Annotated in this window: 23 protein-coding genes and 3 tRNA genes; 8 read left to right on the top strand and 18 right to left on the bottom strand. The window is 66.9% G+C overall.

Annotated features, from left to right (window positions below):
* Positions 1-342: 342 nt before the first annotated feature.
* The 4 genes from ACNR9W_RS09185 to ACNR9W_RS09200 form a co-directional block, all read right to left on the bottom strand.
* Positions 343-2607, bottom strand: a complete 2265-nt coding sequence (locus tag ACNR9W_RS09185; RefSeq protein WP_419267654.1) for an adenosylcobalamin-dependent ribonucleoside-diphosphate reductase — start codon at positions 2605-2607, stop codon at positions 343-345.
* A 94-nt stretch (positions 2608-2701) separates the two neighbouring features.
* Entirely contained in the window at positions 2702-3538 is an 837-nt protein-coding gene (gene olsA / locus ACNR9W_RS09190) for a lyso-ornithine lipid O-acyltransferase (RefSeq protein WP_419267652.1), read from the bottom strand.
* Entirely contained in the window at positions 3535-4320 is a 786-nt protein-coding gene (gene olsB / locus ACNR9W_RS09195) for an L-ornithine N(alpha)-acyltransferase (RefSeq protein ID WP_419267651.1), read from the bottom strand. The genes olsA and olsB overlap by 4 nt, the downstream gene beginning before the upstream one ends.
* Positions 4321-4465: 145 nt before the next feature.
* Positions 4466-4645 carry a DUF3553 domain-containing protein gene (locus ACNR9W_RS09200; RefSeq protein ID WP_111298135.1) on the bottom strand — a complete coding sequence of 60 codons (180 nt, stop codon included), beginning with the start codon at positions 4643-4645 and terminating at the stop codon, positions 4466-4468.
* A gap of 39 nt (positions 4646-4684) precedes the next feature.
* Here ACNR9W_RS09200 and ACNR9W_RS09205 point away from each other — a divergent pair, with 39 nt between their 5' ends.
* A complete protein-coding gene (locus ACNR9W_RS09205) occupies positions 4685-5308 on the top strand; it encodes a histidine phosphotransferase family protein (protein ID WP_419267649.1) in 624 nt (207 codons plus the stop codon).
* Here ACNR9W_RS09205 and ACNR9W_RS09210 read toward each other — a convergent pair whose 3' ends face one another.
* The 6 genes from ACNR9W_RS09210 to ACNR9W_RS09235 form a co-directional block, all read right to left on the bottom strand.
* The gene (locus tag ACNR9W_RS09210) at positions 5309-6565 is read right to left on the bottom strand and encodes a glutamate-5-semialdehyde dehydrogenase (protein ID WP_419267793.1); all 1257 of its coding nucleotides are present in this window, start codon (positions 6563-6565) and stop codon (positions 5309-5311) included.
* Positions 6566-6682: 117 nt separating this feature from the next.
* Positions 6683-6759: transfer RNA gene (locus ACNR9W_RS09215), tRNA-Asp, on the bottom strand.
* A gap of 27 nt (positions 6760-6786) precedes the next feature.
* A tRNA-Asp gene (locus tag ACNR9W_RS09220) sits at positions 6787-6863 on the bottom strand.
* Between the two features lie 140 nt (positions 6864-7003).
* Positions 7004-8122, bottom strand: coding sequence for a hypothetical protein (locus ACNR9W_RS09225; protein WP_419267648.1), 1119 nt, complete (start codon positions 8120-8122; stop codon positions 7004-7006).
* Between the two features lie 148 nt (positions 8123-8270).
* Positions 8271-8936 (bottom strand): hypothetical protein, encoded by a 666-nt coding sequence (locus ACNR9W_RS09230; protein ID WP_419267646.1) that lies wholly within the window; start codon positions 8934-8936, stop codon positions 8271-8273.
* Positions 8937-9051: 115 nt separating this feature from the next.
* Positions 9052-10152, bottom strand: a complete 1101-nt coding sequence (locus ACNR9W_RS09235) for an anhydro-N-acetylmuramic acid kinase (RefSeq protein ID WP_419267645.1) — start codon at positions 10150-10152, stop codon at positions 9052-9054.
* 59 nt (positions 10153-10211) lie between these two features.
* On the opposite strand from ACNR9W_RS09235, the gene tyrS reads away from it, so the two are divergent.
* From tyrS to ACNR9W_RS09250, 3 genes are all read left to right on the top strand, one after another.
* On the top strand, positions 10212-11462 hold the full coding sequence (gene tyrS, locus ACNR9W_RS09240; RefSeq protein ID WP_419267643.1) for a tyrosine--tRNA ligase: 1251 nt from the start codon (positions 10212-10214) through the stop codon (positions 11460-11462).
* A 124-nt stretch (positions 11463-11586) separates the two neighbouring features.
* The gene (locus ACNR9W_RS09245) at positions 11587-11739 is read left to right on the top strand and encodes a hypothetical protein (RefSeq protein WP_419267642.1); all 153 of its coding nucleotides are present in this window, start codon (positions 11587-11589) and stop codon (positions 11737-11739) included.
* 162 nt (positions 11740-11901) lie between these two features.
* Positions 11902-12276 (top strand): excinuclease ABC subunit A, encoded by a 375-nt coding sequence (locus ACNR9W_RS09250; RefSeq protein WP_419267640.1) that lies wholly within the window; start codon positions 11902-11904, stop codon positions 12274-12276.
* Positions 12277-12331: 55 nt separating this feature from the next.
* Here the strand turns inward: ACNR9W_RS09250 and ACNR9W_RS09255 are convergent.
* The 4 genes from ACNR9W_RS09255 to pdxH all read right to left on the bottom strand — a co-directional run bounded on the left by ACNR9W_RS09255 (position 12332) and on the right by pdxH (position 14303).
* A tRNA-Pro gene (locus tag ACNR9W_RS09255) sits at positions 12332-12408 on the bottom strand.
* Positions 12409-12449: 41 nt separating this feature from the next.
* The gene (locus ACNR9W_RS09260; protein WP_419267638.1) at positions 12450-12887 is read right to left on the bottom strand and encodes a DUF192 domain-containing protein; all 438 of its coding nucleotides are present in this window, start codon (positions 12885-12887) and stop codon (positions 12450-12452) included.
* 67 nt (positions 12888-12954) lie between these two features.
* On the bottom strand, positions 12955-13551 hold the full coding sequence (locus tag ACNR9W_RS09265) for a cold-shock protein (protein ID WP_419267792.1): 597 nt from the start codon (positions 13549-13551) through the stop codon (positions 12955-12957).
* 137 nt (positions 13552-13688) lie between these two features.
* Positions 13689-14303 carry a pyridoxamine 5'-phosphate oxidase gene (gene pdxH / locus ACNR9W_RS09270; RefSeq protein WP_419267637.1) on the bottom strand — a complete coding sequence of 205 codons (615 nt, stop codon included), beginning with the start codon at positions 14301-14303 and terminating at the stop codon, positions 13689-13691.
* A gap of 107 nt (positions 14304-14410) precedes the next feature.
* On the opposite strand from pdxH, the gene fabI reads away from it, so the two are divergent.
* The 4 genes from fabI (at position 14411) to ACNR9W_RS09290 (ending at position 17348) form a co-directional block, all read left to right on the top strand.
* Positions 14411-15211, top strand: a complete 801-nt coding sequence (fabI, locus tag ACNR9W_RS09275) for an enoyl-ACP reductase FabI (RefSeq protein ID WP_458478483.1) — start codon at positions 14411-14413, stop codon at positions 15209-15211.
* A gap of 4 nt (positions 15212-15215) precedes the next feature.
* A complete protein-coding gene (locus ACNR9W_RS09280; protein ID WP_419267633.1) occupies positions 15216-15830 on the top strand; it encodes a LysE family translocator in 615 nt (204 codons plus the stop codon).
* Positions 15831-15842: 12 nt separating this feature from the next.
* Positions 15843-16343, top strand: coding sequence for a xanthine phosphoribosyltransferase (gene gpt / locus ACNR9W_RS09285; protein WP_419267632.1), 501 nt, complete (start codon positions 15843-15845; stop codon positions 16341-16343).
* A 144-nt stretch (positions 16344-16487) separates the two neighbouring features.
* Entirely contained in the window at positions 16488-17348 is an 861-nt protein-coding gene (locus ACNR9W_RS09290; RefSeq protein WP_419267631.1) for a PRC-barrel domain-containing protein, read from the top strand.
* Between the two features lie 63 nt (positions 17349-17411).
* Here ACNR9W_RS09290 and trpE read toward each other — a convergent pair whose 3' ends face one another.
* The 4 genes from trpE to ACNR9W_RS09310 all read right to left on the bottom strand — a co-directional run bounded on the left by trpE (position 17412) and on the right by ACNR9W_RS09310 (position 22758).
* Positions 17412-18917 (bottom strand): anthranilate synthase component I, encoded by a 1506-nt coding sequence (trpE, locus tag ACNR9W_RS09295; RefSeq protein ID WP_419267629.1) that lies wholly within the window; start codon positions 18915-18917, stop codon positions 17412-17414.
* A complete protein-coding gene (locus ACNR9W_RS09300) occupies positions 18917-20884 on the bottom strand; it encodes a peptidylprolyl isomerase (protein ID WP_419267628.1) in 1968 nt (655 codons plus the stop codon). Before ACNR9W_RS09300 ends, trpE begins: the two co-directional genes overlap by 1 nt.
* A 67-nt stretch (positions 20885-20951) precedes the next feature.
* Positions 20952-22133, bottom strand: a complete 1182-nt coding sequence (locus ACNR9W_RS09305; RefSeq protein ID WP_419267627.1) for an aminotransferase — start codon at positions 22131-22133, stop codon at positions 20952-20954.
* 1 nt (position 22134) lies between these two features.
* Positions 22135-22758, bottom strand: coding sequence for a hypothetical protein (locus ACNR9W_RS09310; protein WP_419267625.1), 624 nt, complete (start codon positions 22756-22758; stop codon positions 22135-22137).
* Positions 22759-22816 lie beyond the last annotated feature (58 nt).

Consider the following 22816-nt stretch of genomic DNA (forward strand, 5'->3'; position numbering starts at 1 on the left):
CCATGGATTCTCTTCACCGAAAACACGAAGGCCGGTGAAACCACGCCGTGCATATCGCGACGCAGCCATCGCCCTGTCCTTTTTTATTGAAAGGATCACCTGCGGATCGCGCGCCGGTTCCTTTGCGAATTTTGCCCCTCTGTCAGAGGCATCAACCACTAAGACGCCGGTGTCGACCGAATGGAAAAGGCGGCCGTCTCCGGCCGCCCCGTTTAAACATCTCTTCGCCCTGTTGTTCGTCCCGAAATTGAGCGGAAGAATTCATGCCTTGCAAAAGGACAGTTCATGGACAGCCGAAGGACGGCTTTAGCCTGTCAGGACAACCCGTTCACGACCGGACCCTCACCCGCACTTGGAGTGGCCGCAGCTGGGGCAGGTCATGCAGCCTTCGACCATGCGCATGCCGTACTGGCCGCAGCTGGAGCAGGCGGGGCCGCGGGGCGTCTCGCCGACGGCCATGACTTCGGCCTTCGGGTCGGATTTCAGGCCAAGGCCTTCGCCCGCCAGAAAGCCCGTCTCGACCAGGTGCCGCTCGATCACGCCGCCGATGGCTGCCAGGATCGAGGGGACATAGCGGCCCTGCATCCAGGCACCGCCGCGCGGGTCGAAGACCGCCTTCAGCTCTTCGACCACGAAGGACACGTCGCCCCCGCGGCGGAACACGGCCGAAACCATGCGCGTCAGCGCAACGGTCCAGGCGTAATGCTCCATGTTCTTGGAGTTGATGAAGATCTCGAACGGGCGGCGGTGGTTGCCATGAATGATGTCGTTGATCGTGATGTAGATCGCGTGTTCCGACCCCGGCCATTTCAGCTTGTAGGTCGCACCTTCCAGGGCGGCGGGACGGTCCAGCGGCTCGGTCAGATAGACGACGTCGGCGCCCTTGTCGGCCTCGGGGGCCTTTTCGGTCTTTTCGCTGACCGAAAGGACCGACCCTGTCACGTCGTTCGGGCGATAGGTCGTGCAGCCTTTGCAGCCCAGATCCCAAGCCGCCATGTAGACGTCCTTGAACGCGTCAAAGCTGATATCCTCGGGGCAGTTGATGGTCTTGGAGATCGAGCTGTCGACCCATTCCTGGGCCGCCGCCTGCATGGCCACGTGGTCCTTGGGGGCCAGGGTCTGGGCGTTCACGAAGTAATCAGGCAGTTCGGAATCGCCCTTGAGGTCCCGCCACATCTGCACGGCATAGTCGACGACCTCCTCCTCGGTGCGCGACCCGTCCTTCTGCAGGACCTTGCGGGTATAGGCATAGGCGAACACCGGCTCGATCCCCGAGGACACGTTGCCCGCATAGAGGCTGATCGTGCCGGTGGGCGCGATCGAGGTCAGCAGCGCGTTGCGGATGCCGTGCTTGGCGATCGCGTCGCGGACGTCCTTGTCCATCTTGGACATGAAGCCGGAAGCCAGGTATTTCTGCGCGTCGAACAGCGGGAAGGCGCCCTTTTCCTTGGCCAGATCGACCGAGGCCAGATAGGCCGACCGCGCGATGGCCTTCATCCAGACGCGGGTCTGCGAGACCGCGTCATCAGCGCCATAGCGCAGGCCCAGCATCAGCAGCGCGTCGGCCAGACCGGTGACGCCCAGGCCGATGCGGCGCTTTTTCTGCGCCTCCTGCGCCTGCGCATCCAGCGGGAATTTCGACGCATCGACCACGTTGTCCATCATGCGGACGGCGGTGCGAACCAGATCGTCCAGCGCCTCGGGGTCCAGTTCGGCCGCGTCGGTGAAGGGGTTCGTCACCAGCCGCGCCAGGTTGATCGACCCCAGCAGGCAGGCGCCATAGGGCGGCAGGGGCTGCTCGCCGCAGGGGTTCGTTGCCGCGATCGTCTCGACATAGGACAGGTTGTTGGCCATGTTGATCCGGTCGATGAAGATCACGCCCGGCTCGGCAAAGTCATAAGTCGCCTTCATGATCTTGTTCCACAGGTCCAGCGCCTGCACGGTGCTGTAGACGCGGCCCTCGAACTTCAGATCCCACGGCCCGTCGGCGCGCACGGCATCCATGAAGTCGTCGGTGATCAGCACCGACAGGTTGAACATGCGCAGGCGCGCGCTGTCCTGTTTCGCAACGATGAACTGCTCGACGTCCGGGTGGTCGCAGCGCATCGTGGCCATCATCGCGCCGCGGCGCGAGCCCGCGGACATGATCGTGCGGCACATCGCGTCCCAGACATCCATGAAGGACAGCGGGCCGGACGCATCCGCTGCCACGCCCTTGACCACCGCGCCGCGTGGGCGGATCGTGCTGAAGTCATAGCCGATGCCGCCGCCCTGCTGCATGGTCAGCGCGGCCTCCTTCAGCATGTCGAAGATGCCGCCCATGCTGTCGGGGATGGTGCCCATGACAAAGCAGTTGAACAGCGTGACCGAACGGCCCGTCCCGGCACCCGCCAAGATGCGGCCCGCGGGCAGGTACTTGAAGTCCTCCAGCGCGGAATAGAACTTGTCCTCCCACTTGGCGGGCTCGGCCTCGACGCGTGCCAGATCGCGCGCAACGCGGCGCCAGCTGTCCTCGACCGAGGCGTCGACCGCCTGCCCTTCGGCGTCCTTCATCCGGTATTTCATGTCCCAGATCTGTTCGGCAATAGGGGCAGCGAAGCGGGTCATACGCTCATTCCTTAGCGGTTTGTGTAGGGTTGAGCACCAGATATAGTGTTCAGGCGCATCTGGCAAGGTCTTGACAGGGGTCCGCAGGATGCTTTCAGTCCAGCGATTCCAGCGCCGCGAAATCAGCGGCTATCGCAGAATAGCATGCGGCGGAAAGGGACTTGCGATCATTTCCTGACACGGGAATCGGGGGGTGCAGCGTGACGGCAACATGGCCCTGTCGTTTTGCCGCAAGCACCGTCAGCAGGTGGGGGCCCAGATCCATCTCGGCCCACCAACCATAGAATCGCGGATCCTGCCCCGCGGGGGCGACATAACATGCCGAAACCGGCTGGATCGCCAGACCCTGGGGCAGGTTCGCATCCAGGAAGCCTTGGAACAGGGTCGGCTTGAAGGGCAGGACGCGGCGACCGTCGGTCGAGGTCCCTTCCGGAAAGAACAGCAGCCGATGGCCGGCGCGGATGCGTTCGGCGAATTCCGCGGCCTGGGCGCGCGCCAGTCTGGGATCACGGGTGACGAAATGCGTGTCGGTGACGCGGGTCAGGATGTTGATGCCGGGCCAGCCGGCAACCTCGGCCTTGCTGACGAAGAAGACGGGCATCGCCGCGTTCAGGACCAGGATGTCCAGCCAGCTGGAGTGGTTCGCAACAACCGCGCCCGAACCGCGCAGGGGCCGGCCCTCGCGCCGCCAGCCGATGCCCAGGCACAGCAGGACCAGCCGGCAGACGATCTGCACATGGGGCCCGGTCCAGGGCCGGCGGCGGCCGTGAAACAGCCGCTCGACCCCGCGCAGGGGCAGGATCAGCAAGACGCCCAGCAGCAGGATCAGGACGGCAGGAACCCCGCGGCGGATCACCCGCAGCCAGCCCGCCACACCCTGCGGCCCCGGCAGCGGCGGCGGCGTTCCCTCGCGCCAGGTCGCGCTGGTCATGTCGCCTGCCAGCGGCTTTCGTAGAACTGCCGGTGCTTGGCCGACATCGCGGCCGTGTCCATCAGCAGGAACACGTCGGTGGTGTTGAAGTCACGATCGATGAAGGCCCCTTCGCCCACCTGGCCACCAAGGCGCAGATAGGCCTTGATCAGCGCGGGCATCCCCACCAGCGCCTCTCGCCGATCGAGCAGCTCGGGCGCGATCAGGTCCATGGGCTGGAAACCGGCCTCGCGCGCGCGCGGGCGCAATTCAGGCGGTGCCAGGTGCCTGTGGTGCAGCCAACTGAGCGAGGGGGCCAGCGTCGGCACGTCGGTGCCGTGAAAGCTGGCCACGCCGAACAGGATCTCGATCCCGTGGTCCAGGACATAATCGGCCAGCGCGTTCCACATCAGAAACATCCCCGACCCGCCGCGATATTCGGCATCGACACAGGACCGGCCCAGTTCCAGCAGCGGTCGCCCGCAGTCCCGCAGGGGCCCCAGGTCATATTCACCGTCGCAGTAGAAGCGCCCCAGGGCCGCCGCCCGGTCGCCCGGCAACAGGCGATAGACCCCCACCACATGGTCCAGCGCCTCCGCGTCGCGGCGCGTGTCGACCAGGCACAGATGGTCCACGACGGGGTCGAACTCGTCCCGCTCCAGCCGGGCCTCGTGATCGACCAGCGGCCCCGTTCCCCCCAGTTCCTCGACAAAGACCCGATAGCGCAGGCGCTGCGCGGCCAGCAGGTCCTGCTGGGTCGCGGCAAGGCGGATCTGGAAGAAGGCGGGATCGGCGCGGTTCACGAAACCTCGGGACAAATGGCGGGTCGGTCGGGGGCCTGTCTAGGAAAGGGCCGGCCGCATTGCAACATGACAGCGGTCCGGATGTCAGGTTTCCCTTGCGCGCGACAACCCGAGGTTGCACATTCGCAGCGGAAATCTCTTGGGGTTACATGCCGTTGAAGCGAACGATCTCCAGCGTGACGCGCTTGCCGTCGATCACCTGCTTGCCGGCCTCGGCAAAGTTGACGGTGATGCGGTCGCCGATCCGCGACTGGACCTGCCCTTCGCCCCATTCGGGCGCGCCGGGATGACGCACGATCATGCCGGGTTCCAGGATTTCATTCACGGCGGCACCTCCAATGGACATCAGGGAAGGTAACAACACATGACGGCTCATACAACGCGCATCCCGCCCGGGGACCTGGCGGCGCTGCTGGGGTCGCGGCTGTGTCACGACCTGGTTTCGCCCCTTGGGGCGATCGGCAACGGGGTGGAGCTGCTGGAGATGTCGCCGGATTATCCGGGCCTGTCGCAGACCCCCGAGATGCGCCTGATCGCCGAAGCCGTCGTCTCGGCCCGGCAGCGCATCCAGGGCTATCGCATGGCCTTTGGGCTGGCGCAGGGCGATCAGCGGGTTGCCCGGCCCGAGCTGGCGCGCCTGGTCGAGGGGATGGCCGCGCAGGGTCGCCTGGCGATCACCCTGGACGCCGAGGGGGACTTTGCCCGACCCGAGGTGCGCATGGTGATGCTGGCGCTGATGTGCATGGAAAGCGCGATGCCCTGGGGCGGCCGGGTCATCGTGCTGCGCACGACGCCCGGCTGGCGCCTGGTTGCGGAATGCGACCGCAGCCGCGTCGACCCGGACCTGTGGGCCTGGCTGCACGGCGGGACGGCCCGCACCCCTGCCCCGTCCGAGGTGCATTTCCCGCTGCTGGCCGAGACCGCCACGGCCAGCGGGCGCCGGCTGCGCCACGAATTCGACCAGACCGGGGGCGAGATCGCCTTCTGATCAGGCCCTGATCGTGCCGTCGCCGGTCACCAGGTACTTGAAGGTGGTCAGCTGCTCGGCCCCCACAGGTCCGCGAGCATGCATCTTGCCCGTGGCGATGCCGATCTCGGCGCCCATGCCAAACTCGCCGCCATCGGCGAACTGGGTCGAGGCGTTGCGCATCAGGATGGCGCTGTCCAGCCCGGCAAAGAACCGGGCGGCGGTCGCGTCATCCTCGGTCAGGATCGATTCGGTGTGCTGGCTGCCGAACTGGCGGATATGGGCAATGGCGCCATCCACCCCGTCGACCAGCCGGGCGGCGATGATCATGTCCAAAAACTCGCGGCCGAAATCATCGGGCTGGGCGGGCACGGTGCCCGCGATGCGGGACAGCTCCCCCTCGGCCCGGACCTCGACCCCCGCCTCGATCAGGTCGCGGATCAGCACGTCACCATGGCGGGCATGAAAGGCACGGTCGATCAGCAGGCATTCGGCGGCCCCGCAGACGCCGGTGCGGCGGGTTTTGGCATTCAGCACCACCCGGCGCGCCTTGTCCAGATCGGCGGCTCCATCGGCATAGACGTGGCAGATGCCCTCCAGATGCGCAAAGACCGGCACACGCGCCTGCTCCTGGACCAGCCCGACCAGGCCCTTTCCGCCCCGCGGAATGATGACGTCGATCAGCCCCTGCGCCGTCAGCATGGCGCTGACAGCCGCGCGGTCGCGGGTGGGCACCATCTGGATCGCCTCCTGCGGCAGGCCGGCGGCCCGCAGGCCCTGGACCATGCAGCCATGGATGGCGGCGCTGGAATGCAAACTCTCGGACCCGCCGCGCAGGATCACTGCATTGCCGGATTTGAGCGACAGTGCGCCGGCATCGGCGGTGACATTAGGGCGGCTTTCATAGATGACGCCGATCACGCCGATGGGCGTGCGGACGCGCTGGATGTGCAGGCCGGCGGGCCGATCCCATTCCGCGATGACCTGACCCACGGGGTCGGGCTGCCCGGCCACCTCGCGCAGGCCCGTGGCGATGGCGGCAAGCCGCCCTTCGTCCAGGCGCAGGCGGTCCAGCATCGCGTCGGTCAGGCCCTTGTCGCGCGCGGCCTCCAGATCGAGTGCGTTGGCCTGCAGGATGGCCGCGGTCCCTGCCCCGACCGCGTCGGCGGCCGCCAGCAGGGCCTGGCGCTTGACCTCGGCTGGTGCCTGCGCCAGTTCGATCGCGGCCAGGCGCGCGGCCTTGCCAAGCGTGTCGATCAGTTGCCGAGCCTGTGCCATGTCGGTCATCGTCATTCCCCTGCGTCCAAAACTGCGAACGACTGCCATCGTCCGCGCCCCTCTCAGCGGCCATCGGCCGACCGGGACATTCCAGAAGGGAGGGGGAAAGGGAGGAAATGGCGCGGTTGACGGGGCTCGAACCCGCGACCCCCGGCGTGACAGGCCGGTACTCTAACCAACTGAGCTACAACCGCGCATTTCCTTCGGCGACTGATGAGTTGTGGCGCGGTTGACGGGGCTCGAACCCGCGACCCCCGGCGTGACAGGCCGGTACTCTAACCAACTGAGCTACAACCGCCCAACTCATCCCCCAGCTGATCGCCGCCGGGGTGAAGCGGGGTTTACGCAGAGCACGCGCCCCCGTCAAGGGCGCGCGCAAAGTTTTTGGGAGAAATCAGTCAACTTCCTGATCGGCCGCGATTTTGCCGTTGGACAGCATCACTCCGGCGCCTGGTGTTCCGGCAGTTCTTCGACCTCTTCGCTGGGGATCGCGATATAGGCCCGCATGACGCCCTCTCCGTCGCGCTGGAAGGACAAATCCGACAGCGGCAGCGCGACGTCCCGCTCTCCCAGCCCCAGGAAACCGCCGACGCTGACGATGGCGGCTTGGGCCTCGGTGTCAAAACGTCCGATCTGCCCGATTTCCTCGTCATCGGCACTGAAGACCGAAACCCCGTCCATGCCTTCGGCCATGACCTCATCGGCATCAACGACCGCGTTGCCTTCGCGCAGTGCGATGGCATTCGCCGGGGCCGACACCTCGCCGGTGCTGGGCGGCACATCGCCTGCGGCCGCATCGGCAGCGGCCTCGTCGGACGCCATCTCGGCGGCAGGTGCCTCATCATCTGCCGGCATCTCGGCCGGAGCCGCCGTATCGCCTGATGGCGCGGTCAGGTCCGAGGGGGTCGCCGCATTGCCGACGGGCTGGACCTCTTCGGCAATCGACGCCTCGGGGCCGTTATCCGTATCCTGCGTGACGTCGGGCGGCAGGGTCACCTGCGAAATCTCGGGCTCATTCTCCTGCGGGGTTTCCACAGCTTCAGCCTCCGCTCCTGCCTCGATCGGGCCGGGCTCGGTGACGGGGTTGCCTTCCGGCGTCTCCGCCCGATCGGGAAGCGGCTCGACCGAGGGTACCGCGGGCTGGCGTTCGGCCGCGGGCGCATCAGCGACCGTCTCCTGCTGCATCTGGGCCGCTCCGCCACCCATGCGCGTGACCTGCAGTTCGGCGGTCTCGGCCGCCTGGACCGAGATCTGGGGCTCCGCATCGACCAGTTGGGCCTGCATTTCGGCACCGTCCGCGCCGGCCAATGTCGGCGGGCACATCTCGACCGACACTTCCGGCGGGGCCTGGGTCACGGTCACCTCGGGCTCCTTCCCGGGATCATCGGCCAGCGTCACCGTGACCGTCGGCGGCGTCTGCGTGACGGTGATGACCGGGGCGCATTGCTGGATGGTCATGCCGTCGCCCTGCGGGGCCGCGGTCTCGGTCGTCTGAGCCCAAGCAGGCCCGCTCAGCAGTGCCAGCGTCGCGGCAGTACCCAACAATTGTCTGGCCATCAGATCCTCCTTGATGGATTGAACGTCGCCCTCGGGCGCCTCTCAACCAACCGTGAACCGGCGGGCCGGTTCCGGACCGGCCTTTCGACGCATGAAAAAACGGGGCGCCGCAAGGGCACCCCGTTTCTCAGTCACAAGCCGGTCGCGATCAGTCGCGAACGCTGTCCATGTCGAATTCCGGCAGCGCTTCCAGCTCTTCCTTGGAATAGTTTGTCGCCATCACGACGTCGTCGCCAAATTGGGCCACGTGCAGCGCATCGCGGTCCAGCAGGACCGTATGGGCTCCGATGCCCAGGAAGCCGCCGATGTCCGCGATATAGCCCAGCAGGTCGCCTTCCTGCGTCATCACAAGGTCCGAAATGTTGGCGATCTCGTTCCAGTCGCCGGGCACCTCGTCGCCCATCACGTCGGTCCAGGCGGTCGAGGAGGGCTGATTGGTGGTATAGATCGCACGGCCTTCCAGCCATGAAGCGGTGATGCCCTGGTTCTCGGCCGACAGCGCAACCTCGCGGTCCTCGTTCATCTCGGCCGGCATCGCGGCAGTGGTCGCCGTGCCGTCGGTCACGACGGTCTGGTCACCGGTGACGATGGTGCCTTCGGTCACGACGGCCTCGTCGGTCGTCACCACGGTGCCGTCTGCACCCATCGTGCCGTCGGTGACCACGGTGCCATCAGTGGTGTTCATCGTCTCGGCGTTCTCGGCGGGAACGACTTCGGCGGGCATTGCGTCAGTCGCGGGCGCGGTGGCGACCTGGGCGAAAACGGGGCTGGTCGTCAGGGCAAGTGCCGCAGCCGTGATCATCAGGTTCTTCATGTGTAATCTCCGCGTAGGTTCATGTTTTGACAGCGTTTTGCCATCTCCGACCACCTAACGTGCCCCGCTGCCCTGCGTTCCATCACGGCGCGAAGAAACTTGCTGGGCTGCCTCGTCAGGTTCGGGGGTGGCTGATCCTGCCGCCGCAGCAGGGCGCCGGCACTCCGGTAGTTGCGGGGCCCGAGATCGGCAGCCCCCGCATCACACGAACGCCCAGCCAGGCAAAGGCCTGTGCCTCCAGCATGTCTCCGTCCAGGCCGACCGCCTCGACCGGTGCGACGGGCATGGGCAGGGTTTGGGACAGCGCCGCCATGATCGCGCAGTTGTGACGCCCGCCCCCGCAGACCAGCAGCTGCGATGGGGGCGACGGCAACCATTCCAGCCCCGCCGCGACAGAGGCCGCCAGCGCCGCGACCAGCGTCGCCGCCGCATCCGCCACGGACAGACCGGCCACGGCCTCGGCCAAGCCCCTGAACTGGTCGCGGTCCAGCGACTTGGGGGCCGGCCGGGCGAAATAAGGATGTTCCAGGAATGCAGCCACGATCGCCGTATCCGCGGTGCCGGCCTGGGCATGGCGGCCGCCTTCGTCGCAGCTTGCGCGCAGGCGCGCGCGCATCAGGTCGTTGATCGGCGCATTGGCCGGTCCGGTGTCGAAGGCCAGGCAGGCGCCGGGCGCTTCGGGTGCGGCGGCGCCGGGATCGACCCAGCTGATATTGCCCACGCCTCCCAGGTTCAGAAAGGCGACCGGCTCGCGCGGCAGGTGCCCCTGACCCACGGCCCAATCGGCGCAGGCCCAGTGAAAGAACGGTACCAGCGGCGCGCCCTCGCCCCCCTGCCGCACATCCTCCGTCCGGAAATCCCACACGACCCGGCGCCTGGTCGCCCGCGCCAGCGCCGCGCCGTCGCCGGCCTGGTGGGTGCCGCGTCCACGCGGATCATGGGCCAGCGTCTGCCCGTGAAAGGCGATCAACTCGGCCTCGGGATAGCTGCGGGCCAGATCGGCGTGGCTCGCCTCGACCAGCCGGGCGGCCTCGGGGACCCCTTCGGCCTCGGGCCAGGAGCCCAGGGCCGCATGCAGGACCGCCGCCTCGTTGTCGGAATAGGCGCGGAAGGCATGCCGGCCAAAGCCGCCGATGCGGATGCCATCGGTGTCGACCAGCGCCGCGTCCACCCCGTCCAGCGAGGTCCCCGACATCATCCCCAGAGCCCGGATCATCGCGCTTTTCCTTTATCGTCCCAGCCTGTATATCCCGCCCGATCACAAGGATGAAGCCCATGACCTACCAGCCCAAATCGGATTTCCTGCGCATCATGTCCGAACGCGGCTATCTGGCCGACTGCACGGATTACGAGGGGCTGGACCAGGCGCTGTTGGCGGGACCTGTCACGGCCTATATCGGCTATGACGCGACGGCGGCCAGCCTGCATGTGGGCCATCTGCTGAACATCATGATGCTGCGCTGGTTCCAGAAGACCGGCAACCGCCCGATCACTCTGATGGGCGGCGGCACGACCAAGGTGGGCGATCCCTCCTTCCGCAGCGACGAACGCCCGCTGCTGGACGATGCGGCCATCCAGGCCAATATCGACGGCATGCAAAAGGTGTTCGCGCGCTATCTGGATTACGGCCCGGACGGCGCGACGATGCTGAACAACGCGGAATGGCTGGACGGGCTGAATTATCTGACCTTCCTGCGCGACATCGGGCGGCATTTCAGCGTCAACCGCATGCTGTCCTTCGAATCGGTGAAATCGCGGCTGGACCGCGAACAGTCGCTGTCCTTCCTGGAATTCAACTACATGATCCTGCAGGCCTATGACTTCCTGGAGCTGAACCGCCGCTATGGCTGCCAGCTGCAGATGGGCGGGTCGGACCAGTGGGGCAATATCGTCAACGGCATCGACCTGACGCGGCGCGTGGACGACCGGGTGATCTGGGGCCTGACCTCGCCCCTGCTGACCACCAGCGACGGCCGCAAGATGGGCAAGTCCGCGGGCGGTGCCGTCTGGCTGAACGGCGAGATGCTGTCGCCCTATGAATTCTGGCAGTTCTGGCGCAACACGACCGATGCCGATGTGGGTCGTTTCCTGAAGCTCTATACCGAGCTTCCGGTCGAGGAATGCGACCGGATGGGTGCGCTGCAGGGGGCCGAGATCAACGAGGCCAAGGTCCGCCTGGCCAACGAGGTCACGACCCTGCTGCACGGCGCCGAGGCCGCTGCCAGTGCCGAGGCCACCGCCCGCCAGGTGTTCGAACAGGGCGGCGCGGGCGGCGATCTGGAGGTCGCCCTGCTGCCCGCGGCGGCGCTGGCCGAAGGCCTGACGGTCGCGCAGGCGCTGGTGCAATCGGGCCTTGTCGGCAGCGGCAAGGAGGCCAAGCGCCTGATCGCCGAAGGCGGGCTGCGCCTGGACAATGCCGCCGTGACCGATCCGCAGATGCCGGTCACCCGTGCGGCGCTGGAACAGGGGATCAAGGTCTCGATCGGCAAGAAAAAGCACCGCATGCTGCAGATCGAAACCGTCTGACCTGTGCCTGGTGCATGCCAGCCTTGCAGCCGCCCTGACGCCACGTCAGGGAGGTTTTCTTTCGGTCCCCGCGCGCTTAGGTCCTGCCCGTGGGAGGGAAACGACCCGAACCCGGAGATCCGCAATGACGAATGCACATACCAAACCCCTGAGCCTGGCCGCCCGCAAGCGCAGCCTGGAAGCCGATGCCGCACTGGAGCAGATGTTCGGCTACTTCACCCGCCAGGAGACCCCGCGGCCGGTCATCTCTGATCTGGATGCGCAGAAGGCGGCCTGACGGACGCGCCTTCAAGCGAATACAGGGGCCCCTCGGGCCCCTTTTCATATCCTGACCCGCGTCATGCGCGGCTTTCTGCGCGCCGCCTTTCGTGAAGCGAGTTGATGTTGCACCTGTCCCGGTTGCGGCGTTCAAGCGGCAGCAACATGACAGGAGCTGGACATGGCCTTACGCACCCATATTACCGTCGGACTGACGATCCTCGCCACCACCCTTTCGACCGCCGCCATGGCCGAACCCAAGCATGGCCGCCACGACGACCGGGCGCGTGCCACTGCCGGACATTGCCCGCCGGGACTTGCCAAGAAATCGCCGCGCTGCGTGCCGCCGGGGCAGGCCAGGCATCAGGAGGCCCTGCGCCGCGGCGACCGGTTCGACCCGGGCCCTTACGCCATCATCAGCGACCCGTTGCGCTATGGGTTGGACCGGCAGCCGGGCTGGGACTATTACCGTGACGGCGACCGCGCCTATCGCGTCGACCGCGAAACGCGGCGGGTGCTTGCGGTGATCAACCTGATCAACGCCTTCGCGAACTGAACGGAAAACAATGCCGGCAGGTGGGGCCCGAAGCAGGCCAGCCTGCCGCTGCACGTGGTCGGGGCGATAGGATTCGAACCTACGACCTACGGTTCCCAAAACCGCCGCGCTACCAGACTGCGCTACGCCCCGACATCCTTGGCTTTAGACCATTGCCGCGACAGTGAAAAGCCCTAGCGGCACGGCCAGGCAGCGTGCCTGGCGTCCAGGGCGGGATGCGCCATCACCTGCCCGGTTCGGAGCCCAAGGCGTTCCGCCTCTCCACCGGCAATCTCTAGGACCATCAGCCGGTTGGGGTCGGGGTCACCCACTGCCGCTCCGGGGATGGAGGTCTCATCCAGCGGGCGGGCGTTGCGGTGGATATGGCGAATGACGCCCGCATCGTCCAGAAAGATCATGTCAAGGGGGATCAGCGTGTTGCGCATCCAGAAGCTGACCGGCTGCGGCGCCTCGTAGATGAACAGCATCCCTTGGCCATTGGGCAGGTCCTGGCGGTACATCAGGCCGATCGCGCGGCGTTCGGGCGTGTCCGCAAGTTCAACCGCGACATCGACGACACCTGCCGGCGTGTCGATCAGGACGCGCTGCTCGCTGCAATCGGCCGGGGGCACAGTTCGTGAAAATGCCGCCGGAGCCAAGCCCCCGAGAGCAAGGCCGCAGAATGCCGCCGCAGCAAGCCTATTCCGCCACATGTTTCACATAGTCGCCATCGGCGCTGGTGGCGGAACAGTCCGAGCCGGAGGCGTCATCCGTGACGGGAATGGCGCTGGCCCAGGCCAGGATCTGGGCCGCCATCAACCCGCGGGGACCTTCGACGACGCGCACGCAGATCGCCTCGCCGATCGCAAGGTCAGCAAAACCGGAATGGCGCAGAACCTCGATATGTATAAACACATCGGCAGGATGTCCGAAGATGTTGGCAAAGCCGAAGCCTTTGCCTTTATCGAACCACTTGACGCGCGCCGGCCGCAGCGGCAGCGAATCGAGATGCTCGATGATCTCGATGTCCAGATCCGCGATGGGGGGCTGGCCATCGGTCTGGGGCGGGACGATCGACACGACCTCGGCGGCCTGGATCCCCCGCCGGGTCTCCTGGACCAGCACGGAAACGCGTGACTGGTCGGCCACCGAACTTCGGCCAAAGTTCCGCAACACGTTCGCGTGAAGCAGAATATCCGTTCCGCCAGCATCGTTGACGATGAAACCGTAACCCTTTGTCGGGTCAAACCATTTCACCACCCCGGTCACCAGCGTCAAGCTGCCGTCATCGCTCATCTTGATACCACGTCCGCGCGCCTTGAATAATGTAAGGACATTACTGGCGCCCATTACAAAGAACAATACTGTTCAGTTGGTGCGAAAGCACCGTCCTGAGTCTTTCACTGTGAGGCCCGCTTGACCTTCAGTCAAGCTTAGGGTGACAGACGATCCGCCTGCCAGGCTCCGGATGCGTCTTTCGACCAGTTGAACCGATCATGCAACCGAAACGCACCGTCAGCCCAGAATTCGATCTGCACGGGATGCAGCCTGAAACCTCCCCAAAACGGCGGACGGGACGGGTTGGTTCCATGGGTCAGGCCCATCTTGGCAACTTCGGCCATCAGAACCGAACGGGACGCCAGCGGCTGCGACTGCCGCGACGCCCAGGCCCCCAGCCTGCTCTGCAGGCTGCGGCTGGCGTAATAGGCATCGGCTTGGGCGCCCTCCTCACGCGTGATGCTGCCGCGGACGCGGATCTGCCGCCGCAGGGATTTCCAGTGCATGACAAAGGCGGCTTGGCCGCTGGCGGCAATCTGACGGCCCTTGGCGCTGTCGTAGTTGGTATAGAAGACGAACGACCCGTCCCTGCCCTGCCCGTCGATGTCCTTCAGCAGCACCATCCGCACATCCGGCAAGCCCTCCGCATCGACCGTCGCCAGGGCGATCGCATTGGGGTCATTCGGCTCGGAGACTTCCGCCTCGGACAGCCAGGCGCGCACGATGTCGAAGGGATCATCGCCCGCGAAGATTCCAGTCCTGTCGCTCATCCCCATGTTCCTTGTGCTTGCTGCGGCATGTCAGTTGCCCTAATCACCAGTTAAATGGTTGAAAGCGCGAGGGACGGGACATGTCAAGCGAGCAAAGGTCCGGCCTGATGGCCGGAAAGCGTGGCCTTATCATGGGGCTTGCGAACGACAAGTCCATTGCCTGGGGCATCGCCAAGGCGCTGGCCGCCGAAGGCGCCGAACTTGCCTTCAGCTACCAGGGCGAGGCGCTGAAAAAGCGGGTCGGTCCGCTGGCTGCGCAGTTGGGATCATCGCTGGTCCTGCCCTGCGACGTGGCCGACGAAGCCTCGATCGACGATCTGTTCGCGGGGCTTGCCGCCGAGTGGGACGGGCTGGACTTCATCGTCCATGCCATCGGCTTTTCCGACAAGGAACAGCTGCGCGGCCGCTATGCGGAAACCACCCGCGACAATTTCATGATGACGATGGACATCTCGGTCTATTCCTTCACGGCCGTGGCGCGGCGCGCGGCCGCGCTGATGTCGGGGGGCGGATCGATGCTGACCCTGACCTATTATGGCGCCGAACGCGTCATGCCGCATTACAACGTCATGGGCGTGGCCAAGGCCGCGCTGGAGGCCAGCGTGCGTTACTTGGCCGAGGATTTCGGCAAGGACGGCATCCGCGTGAACGCCATCAGCGCCGGCCCGATCAAGACCCTGGCCGCCAGCGGGATCGGCGATTTCCGCTATATCATGAAATGGAACGAGCTGAACTCGCCGCTGCGCCGCAACGTGACCCAGGAGGATGTCGGCAAGTCCGCGCTCTACCTGCTGTCCGACCTGGGCTCCGGTGTCACCGGTGAGACGCATCACGTCGATGCCGGCTACCACGTCGTGGGCATGAAGGCCGTCGACGCCCCCGACATCGCCACCGTCAAGAAGGACTGATCCCGTGCTGTCGGTCACGGCTGAGCAGCTGGGCCTGTTCGTCGCGACCCTGGCCGTGGCCATCCTGTCGCCGGGTCCCGGCGTCATCGCGGTCAGCCAGGGCGCCTTCGCCCTGGGGCGGCAACGGGCGCTGACCTACGGCTGGGGCCTGGCCTTGGGCGCCTCGATCTGGTGCCTGTTTGCGCTTCTGGGACTGACCGCGCTGTTCCGCGTGGCGCCTTGGACCCTGACCGCGATGAAGATGGCCGGCGGGGCCTACCTGATCTGGATCGCGATAAAGATGTGGCGGCATGCCGCCGATCCCCTGCCCGAACCCGGCACCGACACGCCCGGCATGGGCCTGTGGGGCGGTGTCCTCCTGAACCTGTCAAACCCCAAGCCCGCCCTCTTCTACTCGGCGGTGCTGCTGTCGATCTTCCCGGCCCTGCTCAGTGCTGCGGACAAGGCCTCGATCTATGCTGTGGCCTTGTCGGTCGAGCTGTTCTTCTATACCGCACTGGCCAGCCTGATGGCGCTGCCCTGGTTGAGGCGGCGCTACTACGGCGCAAAATTCTGGATCGACCGGGGGGCGGGGCTGGCCATTGGGCTGCTGGGCCTGTCCCTGGTCCTGCGGCCCTGAAGGAGAGACCACGTGAACGACCGCCTTCCCCACGAGAAGGGTTTCCATGTCAGCTGGGACCAGCTGCACCGTGATGCACGCGCCCTCGCCTGGCGGCTGGACGGCAAGGAATGGCGCGCCGTCGTCGCGGTGACCCGGGGCGGCCTGGTCCCGGCCATGATCGTCGCCCGAGAGCTGGACATCCGCACCATCGACACGATCTCGATCCGCTCCTACAAGGGGGTCGGAACCGAGGCGGGCCAAGGACAGCTCGAGGTTCTCAAGCGCCCCGACGCGGAGCTGATGCGCGACGGCGACGGCATCCTGGTGGTCGACGATCTGGTCGACAGCGGCCGGACGCTGGAACTGATCCGCGAGATGTATCCCAAGGCGCACCTGGCCACCGTCTATGCCAAGCCCAAGGGCAAGCCCATGGTCGCCAGCTACGTGACCGAGGTCAGCCAAGACACCTGGATCTTCTTCCCCTGGGACATGGCGCTGCAATATGTGCAGCCTTTCCGTGGCGAAGATTGATCGACCGATCAATGTCTTGACAGAAACTTGACCTGAATCCGCGTCGCCCGCACCGCCGGGCGGCGGAACCCATGTCTTCTCCTGCGCATTATTCCGTCAATCGCGGGGTGTAGATGAACCCTGCGTCAGAAACAGGAGAAAGACATGCGTAAGCTTCTTTTGACCACCGCCCTTGCCCTGCCGATGTCCTTCGGCGCAGCCTTTGCCCAGGACACGGCCCCCGCCACCGATCCAGCGATGGAGCCTGCTCAGACCGAAACCACGACGACCGAACCCGTCGTGGTCGAAACCGAGACCACCGGTGAAGCCGAGATGGAAGTCGAGGCCGACGAATCGGCTGCCGCCGCCTCGGCCGCCGAAAAGGTCGAGATGGAGCAGGCCGCCAACGAATGGCGGGTGGACTGGATCACCGGCACCAATGTCACCTCGCCCGAGGGTGAGAACATCGGGTCGATCAGCGACCTGATCCTGGATGGCGAAACGGGCCAGATGAAGGCCGCCATCATCGGCGTGGGCGGATTCCTGGGCATCGGCGAAAAGCAGATCGCGCTGCCTTGGGCCGACCTGGTCATCAATTCGGACGCCCAGCAGATCAGCTCGGACCTGACCCGCGAGGAAGCCGACGCGGCGCCGGAATACGTCTTCCGTGACCGCGAAGCCGCCTCGGGCGACATGGTCGCCGACCCGGCCGGCACCGCTCCTGCCGCCGATCCCATGGCGACCGACACGGCAGCCGAGCCGATGACGGAAACAACGACCGAACCGATGATGGAAACCACCACCGAACCGGTGACGGAGGTCGAGACGACCGAACCGGCGTCGGAGCCGGCCATGGAGACCACGGAACCGGCCGATGCCACCACCTCGACCGAGTCGAATGTCGAAGTGACGACCGTGCCGGCTGACGAAGCCTCGTCCGAGATGACGGAAGAGGTTCCGCCGATGGAAGGCACCGAGGCTGAAACCGAGGTCGAGACCGAGACCGAAACGGCTCCGGCCAACTAAGCCGATCCCACCAGGACAAAGACGGCGGCCCCCCGGGCCGCCGTTCTTCGTTTCTGCAGCCTGTCAGCTGTTGCCGCGGACGAAACGGGCGGCGCCTTCGGCCGCCCGTTGCAGGGCGCGGCTCTTGTTCACGGTTTCCTGGAATTCCGCCTCGGGGTCGCTGTCATAGACCACGCCCCCGCCCGCCTGGATGTAAAGCGCACCATCCTTGACGACACCGGTGCGCAGCGCGATGCACATGTCCATCTCGCCGTTCGCTGCGAAATAGCCGACCGCCCCGCCATAGACGCCGCGCTTTTCAGGCTCCAGTTCGTCGATGATCTCCATCGCGCGCACCTTGGGCGCGCCGGACACGGTGCCCGCCGGCAAACCCGCCAGAAGGGCCGACAGCGCATCCTCTCCCTCGCGCAGTTCACCGACCACGTTCGAGACGATATGCATGACGTGGCTGTACCGTTCGATCACGAACTGCTCGGTCGGGCGCACGGTCCCGGGCTTCGCGACCCGTCCCACGTCGTTGCGCCCCAGGTCCAGCAGCATCAGATGCTCGGCCAGTTCCTTCTGGTCCGACAACAGGTCGGCCTCCAGCGCCCGATCCTCGGCCTCGTCGACGCCGCGCGGGCGGGTGCCCGCAATGGGGCGAATCGTCACCTCGCCGTCGCGCAGGCGCACCAGGATTTCGGGACTGGCGCCCACGATCTGGAATGCGCCCATGTCCAGGAAGAACATAAAGGGCGACGGGTTGGTGCGGCGCAGGCTGCGATAAAGCGCAAAGGGCGGCAGCGGAAACTCCATCCGCCAGCGCTGCGACGGCACCACCTGAAAGATGTCGCCCGCGCGGATGTAGTCCTGCGCCTTGCGGATCGCGGACAGGTAGTCCGGCTTGGCAAAGTTCGACACAGGCGTGCCGATCTGCGCCTCCTCGCCCAGGGCACGCGGCTCGGAGGGCTGCCGGTCCAGCGCCCGCAGCGCGTCCATCACCCGTTCCGCCGCGCGGGCATAGGCGGCGCGCGCATTGTCGCTGCCGTCGTGCCAGGCCGGCGCACACAGGGTCACCTCGCCCTTGACCCCGTCCAGCACCGCCACGACCGAAGGGCGCATCAGCATCGCGTCAGGCAGGTCCAGCGGGTCGGGGTTCACGTCGGGCAGATGCTCGACCAGGCGGATCATGTCATAGCCCAGATAGCCGAAGAGGCCCGCCGCCACCGGCGGCACGCCATCGGGCATGCTGTCGATCCGGCTTTCGGCGATCAGCGCCCGCAGGCTGTCCAGTGCAGGCCGGGGGTCGTCCTGGAACTCCTGCGAAAAACGCGCCTCGCGGTTGATCCGGGCGCGCCCGTTCCGACAGTCCCAGACCAGGTCCGGCTTCATGCCGACGATCGAATAGCGGCCCCGCACCTCGCCGCCCGTCACCGATTCCAGCATGAAGCTCTGGGGCGCGGCCTCGGCCAGCTTCAGCATCAGGCTGACCGGCGTGTCCAGGTCGGCGACCAGCCGGATCGTCACCAGCTGGTTGCGGCCCGTCTTCCATTCCGCCTCGAAGGCCGCAAAGTCAGGAAACAGCTGCATCACTGAACCTGGGCATTGATGGCGTTGATCGCCTGCTGGTTGACGTCGACCGAGGCATTGCGCTGCACGTGGCGGGCGTAATAGTCGAAGACGTCGGCCTGCAGCGACTGGTTCAGCCGCGCCCGGACGCCGTCCAGGATCTGGGACGCTTCGTCCTGCGACAGGTCGGCATCGTTGATCCCGTCCAGGCGCACCAGAAAGACCCGGTCGCCGGCATCGACGACCTCGACCTCGCCCGGCTCGGCCAGCGCAAAGGCCTGGGTCAGCAGCTGCGGCGGCAGCCCGTCCATCCAGTCGCTGCGGGCGACGCCCGTCTCGGTGGTCCAGTCAGGCTCGGCCGCGGCCCCGACAGGCTCGGGCTGATCGGCGGCCTCATCCTCGGCTTCGCCGGCCTCGGGCGCGGGGTTGCGGACCACGCCATTGGCGCCCGTCGGCGTCTGCTCCCGCGTCACCGGCGCGGTTTCGGCCACGGCCGCCAGGCGCTGCTCGGCCGCCAGTTCCAGCAGCTGCCGCTGCAGTTCCGCCTTGCGCCAGTCGGCCAGAACCTCGTCACGCACCTCCTCGAAGGGGATCAGCGTCGGCGGCACGACCTCGTCCAGGCGCAGCGCGAAGACCCCGCCATCGGCCAGTTCGAACAGCTGCGGAAAATCGGTGGCAGAGATGGCGGCGGCCCGCTCGCGGAACGCCTCATAGCCGGCGATGCTGCCTTCCTCGGCGGCCAGATCGGCGGTCCAGTCAACCTGCCCCATCTCCAGCTCGGTCTCCTCGGCCAGATCCTCCAGCGTGGCGCCGCCGGCCAGCAGATCCTCGTAATCGCCGGCGCGGTCCTGGATCTGGCGTGCAGCGCGGCTCAGCGCGGCCTCTCCGCGCAGATCTTCGCGGGCCTCCTTGAAGGGGATGTCCACCGGATCGAGGATCGCGTTCACCGCGAACAGCGCGGGCCCCAGGTCGGTCTGGACCGGACCGATCACCCCCGGCTGCTCCAGCGCAAAGGCCTCCTCGCCGGCGGCGCCCAGCTGGGCTTCGGTGACCTCTCCCAAGTCGACGTCATCCAGGCTCAGGCCGCGCTGGACCACGTAATATTCAAAGGGCTGCTCGCCGGCCTCGATCGCGGCACGGGCGGCCTCGGCCTCGGCCTGGTTGGGGAACACCAGCCGGCTGACTAGCCGACGCTCCGGCTTCTGGAACTGGTCGATGTTCTGGTCATAGACGGCGCGCAGCGCGGCCTCGTCGACCTGCACCTCCCCGGACAGCATGTCGGGCGTCACCCAGGCATAGCTGATGCGCCGCGTCTCGGGGGCGGTAAACCGGTCGCCATTGGCCTCGTGCCAGGCGCGCAGGGTCGCCTCGTCCGGCTCGGTGACCTCGGCCGGCAGGTCGCCCTCGACCAGTTCGCGCCAGCTGAAGTCGCGCGTCTCCAGCAGCCAGCGGGCAGTCTGGTCGACCATCGGCGACGGCGCGGCCACGCCGCCCGCCACGGCACGCTGCAGCAGCATGCGCGCCTCGTCGCGGCGGACGCTGGCCTCGAACTCGGCCTCGGTCAGCCGCTCGCGGCGCAGGATCTCGGCATAAGCGGTGCGGTCGAAATTCCCGTTCGGTCCGCGGAAGGCGTCGGCCTGCAGGATCGTCTCCGCGACCTTGGCATCACCCACGGACACGCCGATCTCGCGCGCCTGTTCGGCCAGCGCCGCCCCGGCGATCAGCTGCGACTGCACGACCTGCGGCAGGCCGATCTGCTGCGCCTGCGCCATTGTGACAGGCTGGCCCGTCTGCTGGGAAAAGGCCCGCATCTCGGCCTGCAGGGCGCGGGCATATTCGTCGGCGGTGATCTTGGTCTCGCCCACCGACCCCACCTCGGTCGTGCCGCCCGAGAAGCTGGTGATCCCGAACCCTCCCAGACCCAGAACCATCAGACCCATCAGGATCCAGACGACGGTCGATTTGCCCTTGGTTCGCAGCTGTGACATGGCGCGGCCTTCCTCGTGGTCGTGTCGCTGCCGTCTTTAGGACGCCCCGGCCCGCGCCACAAGTGGATCAGGGGGCAAGCTGGCCAAGGCGCTGTGCCAATTGCGCGATTCCGGCGGCGTCCACATTGGCAAAGGCCAGCCGCAGATGCCGGTCGCCCGCCGGATCGTCGGGCGGCGTGAACATCGACCCGGGCAGCGCCAGCACGCCGATGTCGCGCACCATGCGCCGGGCCAATGCGGCACTGCCTTCGGCAAAGGGATGCTCGATCCAGGCGAAATAGGCGCCGACGCTCTTCAGCCTCCACCCCGGCAGCGCGCCCATCGCGGCCTCGGTCGCCGCGCGCCGCGACAGGATCTCGGCCCGTTCGCCGGCCAGCCATTGCGACAGGTTCTCCATCCCCCAGACCGCACCCACCTGGCCCAGTTGCGAGGGAGAGATGGCGACCGTGTCCAGGAACTTCTCGACCTCGGCCATGCGCTCCAGCGACGCGACCATCGCCCCCACGCGATGCCCGGTCAGGCGATAGGCCTTGGAAAAGCTGTAGAGCTGGATCAGCGTCCGGTCCCAGTCCGGCCGCGTCAGCAGGTCATGGGGGGCGCCCGCGCGGCTGTCGAAGTCGCGGTAGGTCTCGTCCAGGATCAGCGCCAGTCCGTGTTCCTGCGCCAGTTCAAAGAAACGCCCGACCAGTTCGGCGGGATATTCCGCGCCCGACGGATTGTTGGGCGTCACCAGCACGATGGCGCGGGTGCGCGGGGTGATCAGGGCGCGCGCCTCCTCCGGGTCCGGCAGCATCGCGTCGCGGCAGGGCAGCGGCAGGGTCTGGACGCCGGCCATGTCCAGCCACATCTTGTGGTTGAAATACCAGGGTGTCGGCAGGATCACCTGGTCGCCCTGCCCCGCGATCGTGGCCATGGCGGCGCAGAAGGCCTGGTTGCAGCCTTGGGTGATCGCCACCTGGTCGGCGCCGACGGGTCCGCCATAGGCGCCCGAAAACTGCTGCGCCACCGCCGCGCGCAGGTCGGAATTGCCCAGAACCGGACCATACAGATGCGCCTCGGGCCGCGTCAGGGCAGCCTCGGCGATGGCCCGGCGCAGCTCTTCGGGCGGCGGGTCGACCGGGGCCGCCTGGCTCACGTTGATCAGCGGGCGGTCGGGCGGAAAGGTCACCCCGGCCAGCCATCGCCGCGCCTCCATCACGGGCGGCGAGAATGTGGCGCCAAGCGCCGGGTTCAGGGGGGCAAGGGTCATGTCAGTTCCGTTCCATTCGGCGCAGGTCGGTCAGGTCGGGGGGCAGCGACAGGTCCAGCGCAGGCGTCGGCAGCGTGGGCACGGTCGCCGGGGGCGCGTCCTCGGCCCAAGTCACGGTGGGCAGGTCGTCCTGCGGCACCTCGACCGCCATCGCGGGCACGGCGGGGGATTGGCTGCGCGACAGCGGCGCGGGTTCTGCGGAGATTTCTGCAGGCATGTCCAGCGACGGGGCAACCTCGCCGGCCGCGGGTTGAATTTGGGCGGGCATCCGGGCATCCAGCGCCGTCTCGGGGCGGATGTTGTCCCGGGTGCGCGCGGTCGGCGCGGCCTCGGTTTTCGGGGCAGGCACGGCCGCGGGGGCGCGGCTGTCGCGGTCCATCGCGGCGCCGGGTTCCGGCAGGACCGGCGCCTCGTCGACGCCGCGGCCGAATTCGGACCCCACGGGCAGATCGACGGCATCGGGACGGGGCTCGGGGTCCACCGGAACAGGTTCGGGCTCCGGCACGACGGCGGCGGCAGGTTCCGCGGCCTCCTGCGGCGGCGGCATCAGCAGCGCGGCCGCCGCCAGCACGGCGGCGCTCAGCAGCCCGCCATGGACCAAGCCCGTCAGAAATCCCCGTGCCATTCCCTGTCCCGCCCGTTTCGCGGCCTTTCGACCAGCATTCCTGTCCGGCCGGTCTTGA

This window comes from Paracoccus sp. T5, assembly GCF_048538155.2.
In the GTDB taxonomy this organism is placed as follows: Bacteria; Pseudomonadota; Alphaproteobacteria; order Rhodobacterales; family Rhodobacteraceae; genus Paracoccus.

What these genes read in the sequence shown, in the direction of transcription:
- ACNR9W_RS09185 (WP_419267654.1), bottom strand. Translation starts at nt 2,607, where the DNA reads ATGACCCGCTTCGCTGCCCCTATTGCCGAACAGATCTGGGACATGAAA.
- olsA (WP_419267652.1), bottom strand. Translation starts at nt 3,538, where the DNA reads ATGACCAGCGCGACCTGGCGCGAGGGAACGCCGCCGCCGCTGCCGGGG.
- ACNR9W_RS09205 (WP_419267649.1), top strand. Translation starts at nt 4,685, where the DNA reads ATGACGGCTCATACAACGCGCATCCCGCCCGGGGACCTGGCGGCGCTG.
- ACNR9W_RS09210 (WP_419267793.1), bottom strand. Translation starts at nt 6,565, where the DNA reads ATGGCACAGGCTCGGCAACTGATCGACACGCTTGGCAAGGCCGCGCGC.
- ACNR9W_RS09225 (WP_419267648.1), bottom strand. Translation starts at nt 8,122, where the DNA reads ATGGCCAGACAATTGTTGGGTACTGCCGCGACGCTGGCACTGCTGAGC.
- ACNR9W_RS09230 (WP_419267646.1), bottom strand. Translation starts at nt 8,936, where the DNA reads ATGAAGAACCTGATGATCACGGCTGCGGCACTTGCCCTGACGACCAGC.
- ACNR9W_RS09235 (WP_419267645.1), bottom strand. Translation starts at nt 10,152, where the DNA reads ATGATCCGGGCTCTGGGGATGATGTCGGGGACCTCGCTGGACGGGGTG.
- tyrS (WP_419267643.1), top strand. Translation starts at nt 10,212, where the DNA reads ATGACCTACCAGCCCAAATCGGATTTCCTGCGCATCATGTCCGAACGC.
- ACNR9W_RS09245 (WP_419267642.1), top strand. Translation starts at nt 11,587, where the DNA reads ATGACGAATGCACATACCAAACCCCTGAGCCTGGCCGCCCGCAAGCGC.
- ACNR9W_RS09250 (WP_419267640.1), top strand. Translation starts at nt 11,902, where the DNA reads ATGGCCTTACGCACCCATATTACCGTCGGACTGACGATCCTCGCCACC.
- ACNR9W_RS09265 (WP_419267792.1), bottom strand. Translation starts at nt 13,551, where the DNA reads ATGAGCGATGACGGCAGCTTGACGCTGGTGACCGGGGTGGTGAAATGG.
- pdxH (WP_419267637.1), bottom strand. Translation starts at nt 14,303, where the DNA reads ATGAGCGACAGGACTGGAATCTTCGCGGGCGATGATCCCTTCGACATC.
- fabI (WP_458478483.1), top strand. Translation starts at nt 14,411, where the DNA reads ATGGCCGGAAAGCGTGGCCTTATCATGGGGCTTGCGAACGACAAGTCC.
- ACNR9W_RS09290 (WP_419267631.1), top strand. Translation starts at nt 16,488, where the DNA reads ATGCGTAAGCTTCTTTTGACCACCGCCCTTGCCCTGCCGATGTCCTTC.
- trpE (WP_419267629.1), bottom strand. Translation starts at nt 18,917, where the DNA reads ATGCAGCTGTTTCCTGACTTTGCGGCCTTCGAGGCGGAATGGAAGACG.
- ACNR9W_RS09300 (WP_419267628.1), bottom strand. Translation starts at nt 20,884, where the DNA reads ATGTCACAGCTGCGAACCAAGGGCAAATCGACCGTCGTCTGGATCCTG.
- ACNR9W_RS09305 (WP_419267627.1), bottom strand. Translation starts at nt 22,133, where the DNA reads ATGACCCTTGCCCCCCTGAACCCGGCGCTTGGCGCCACATTCTCGCCG.
- ACNR9W_RS09310 (WP_419267625.1), bottom strand. Translation starts at nt 22,758, where the DNA reads ATGGCACGGGGATTTCTGACGGGCTTGGTCCATGGCGGGCTGCTGAGC.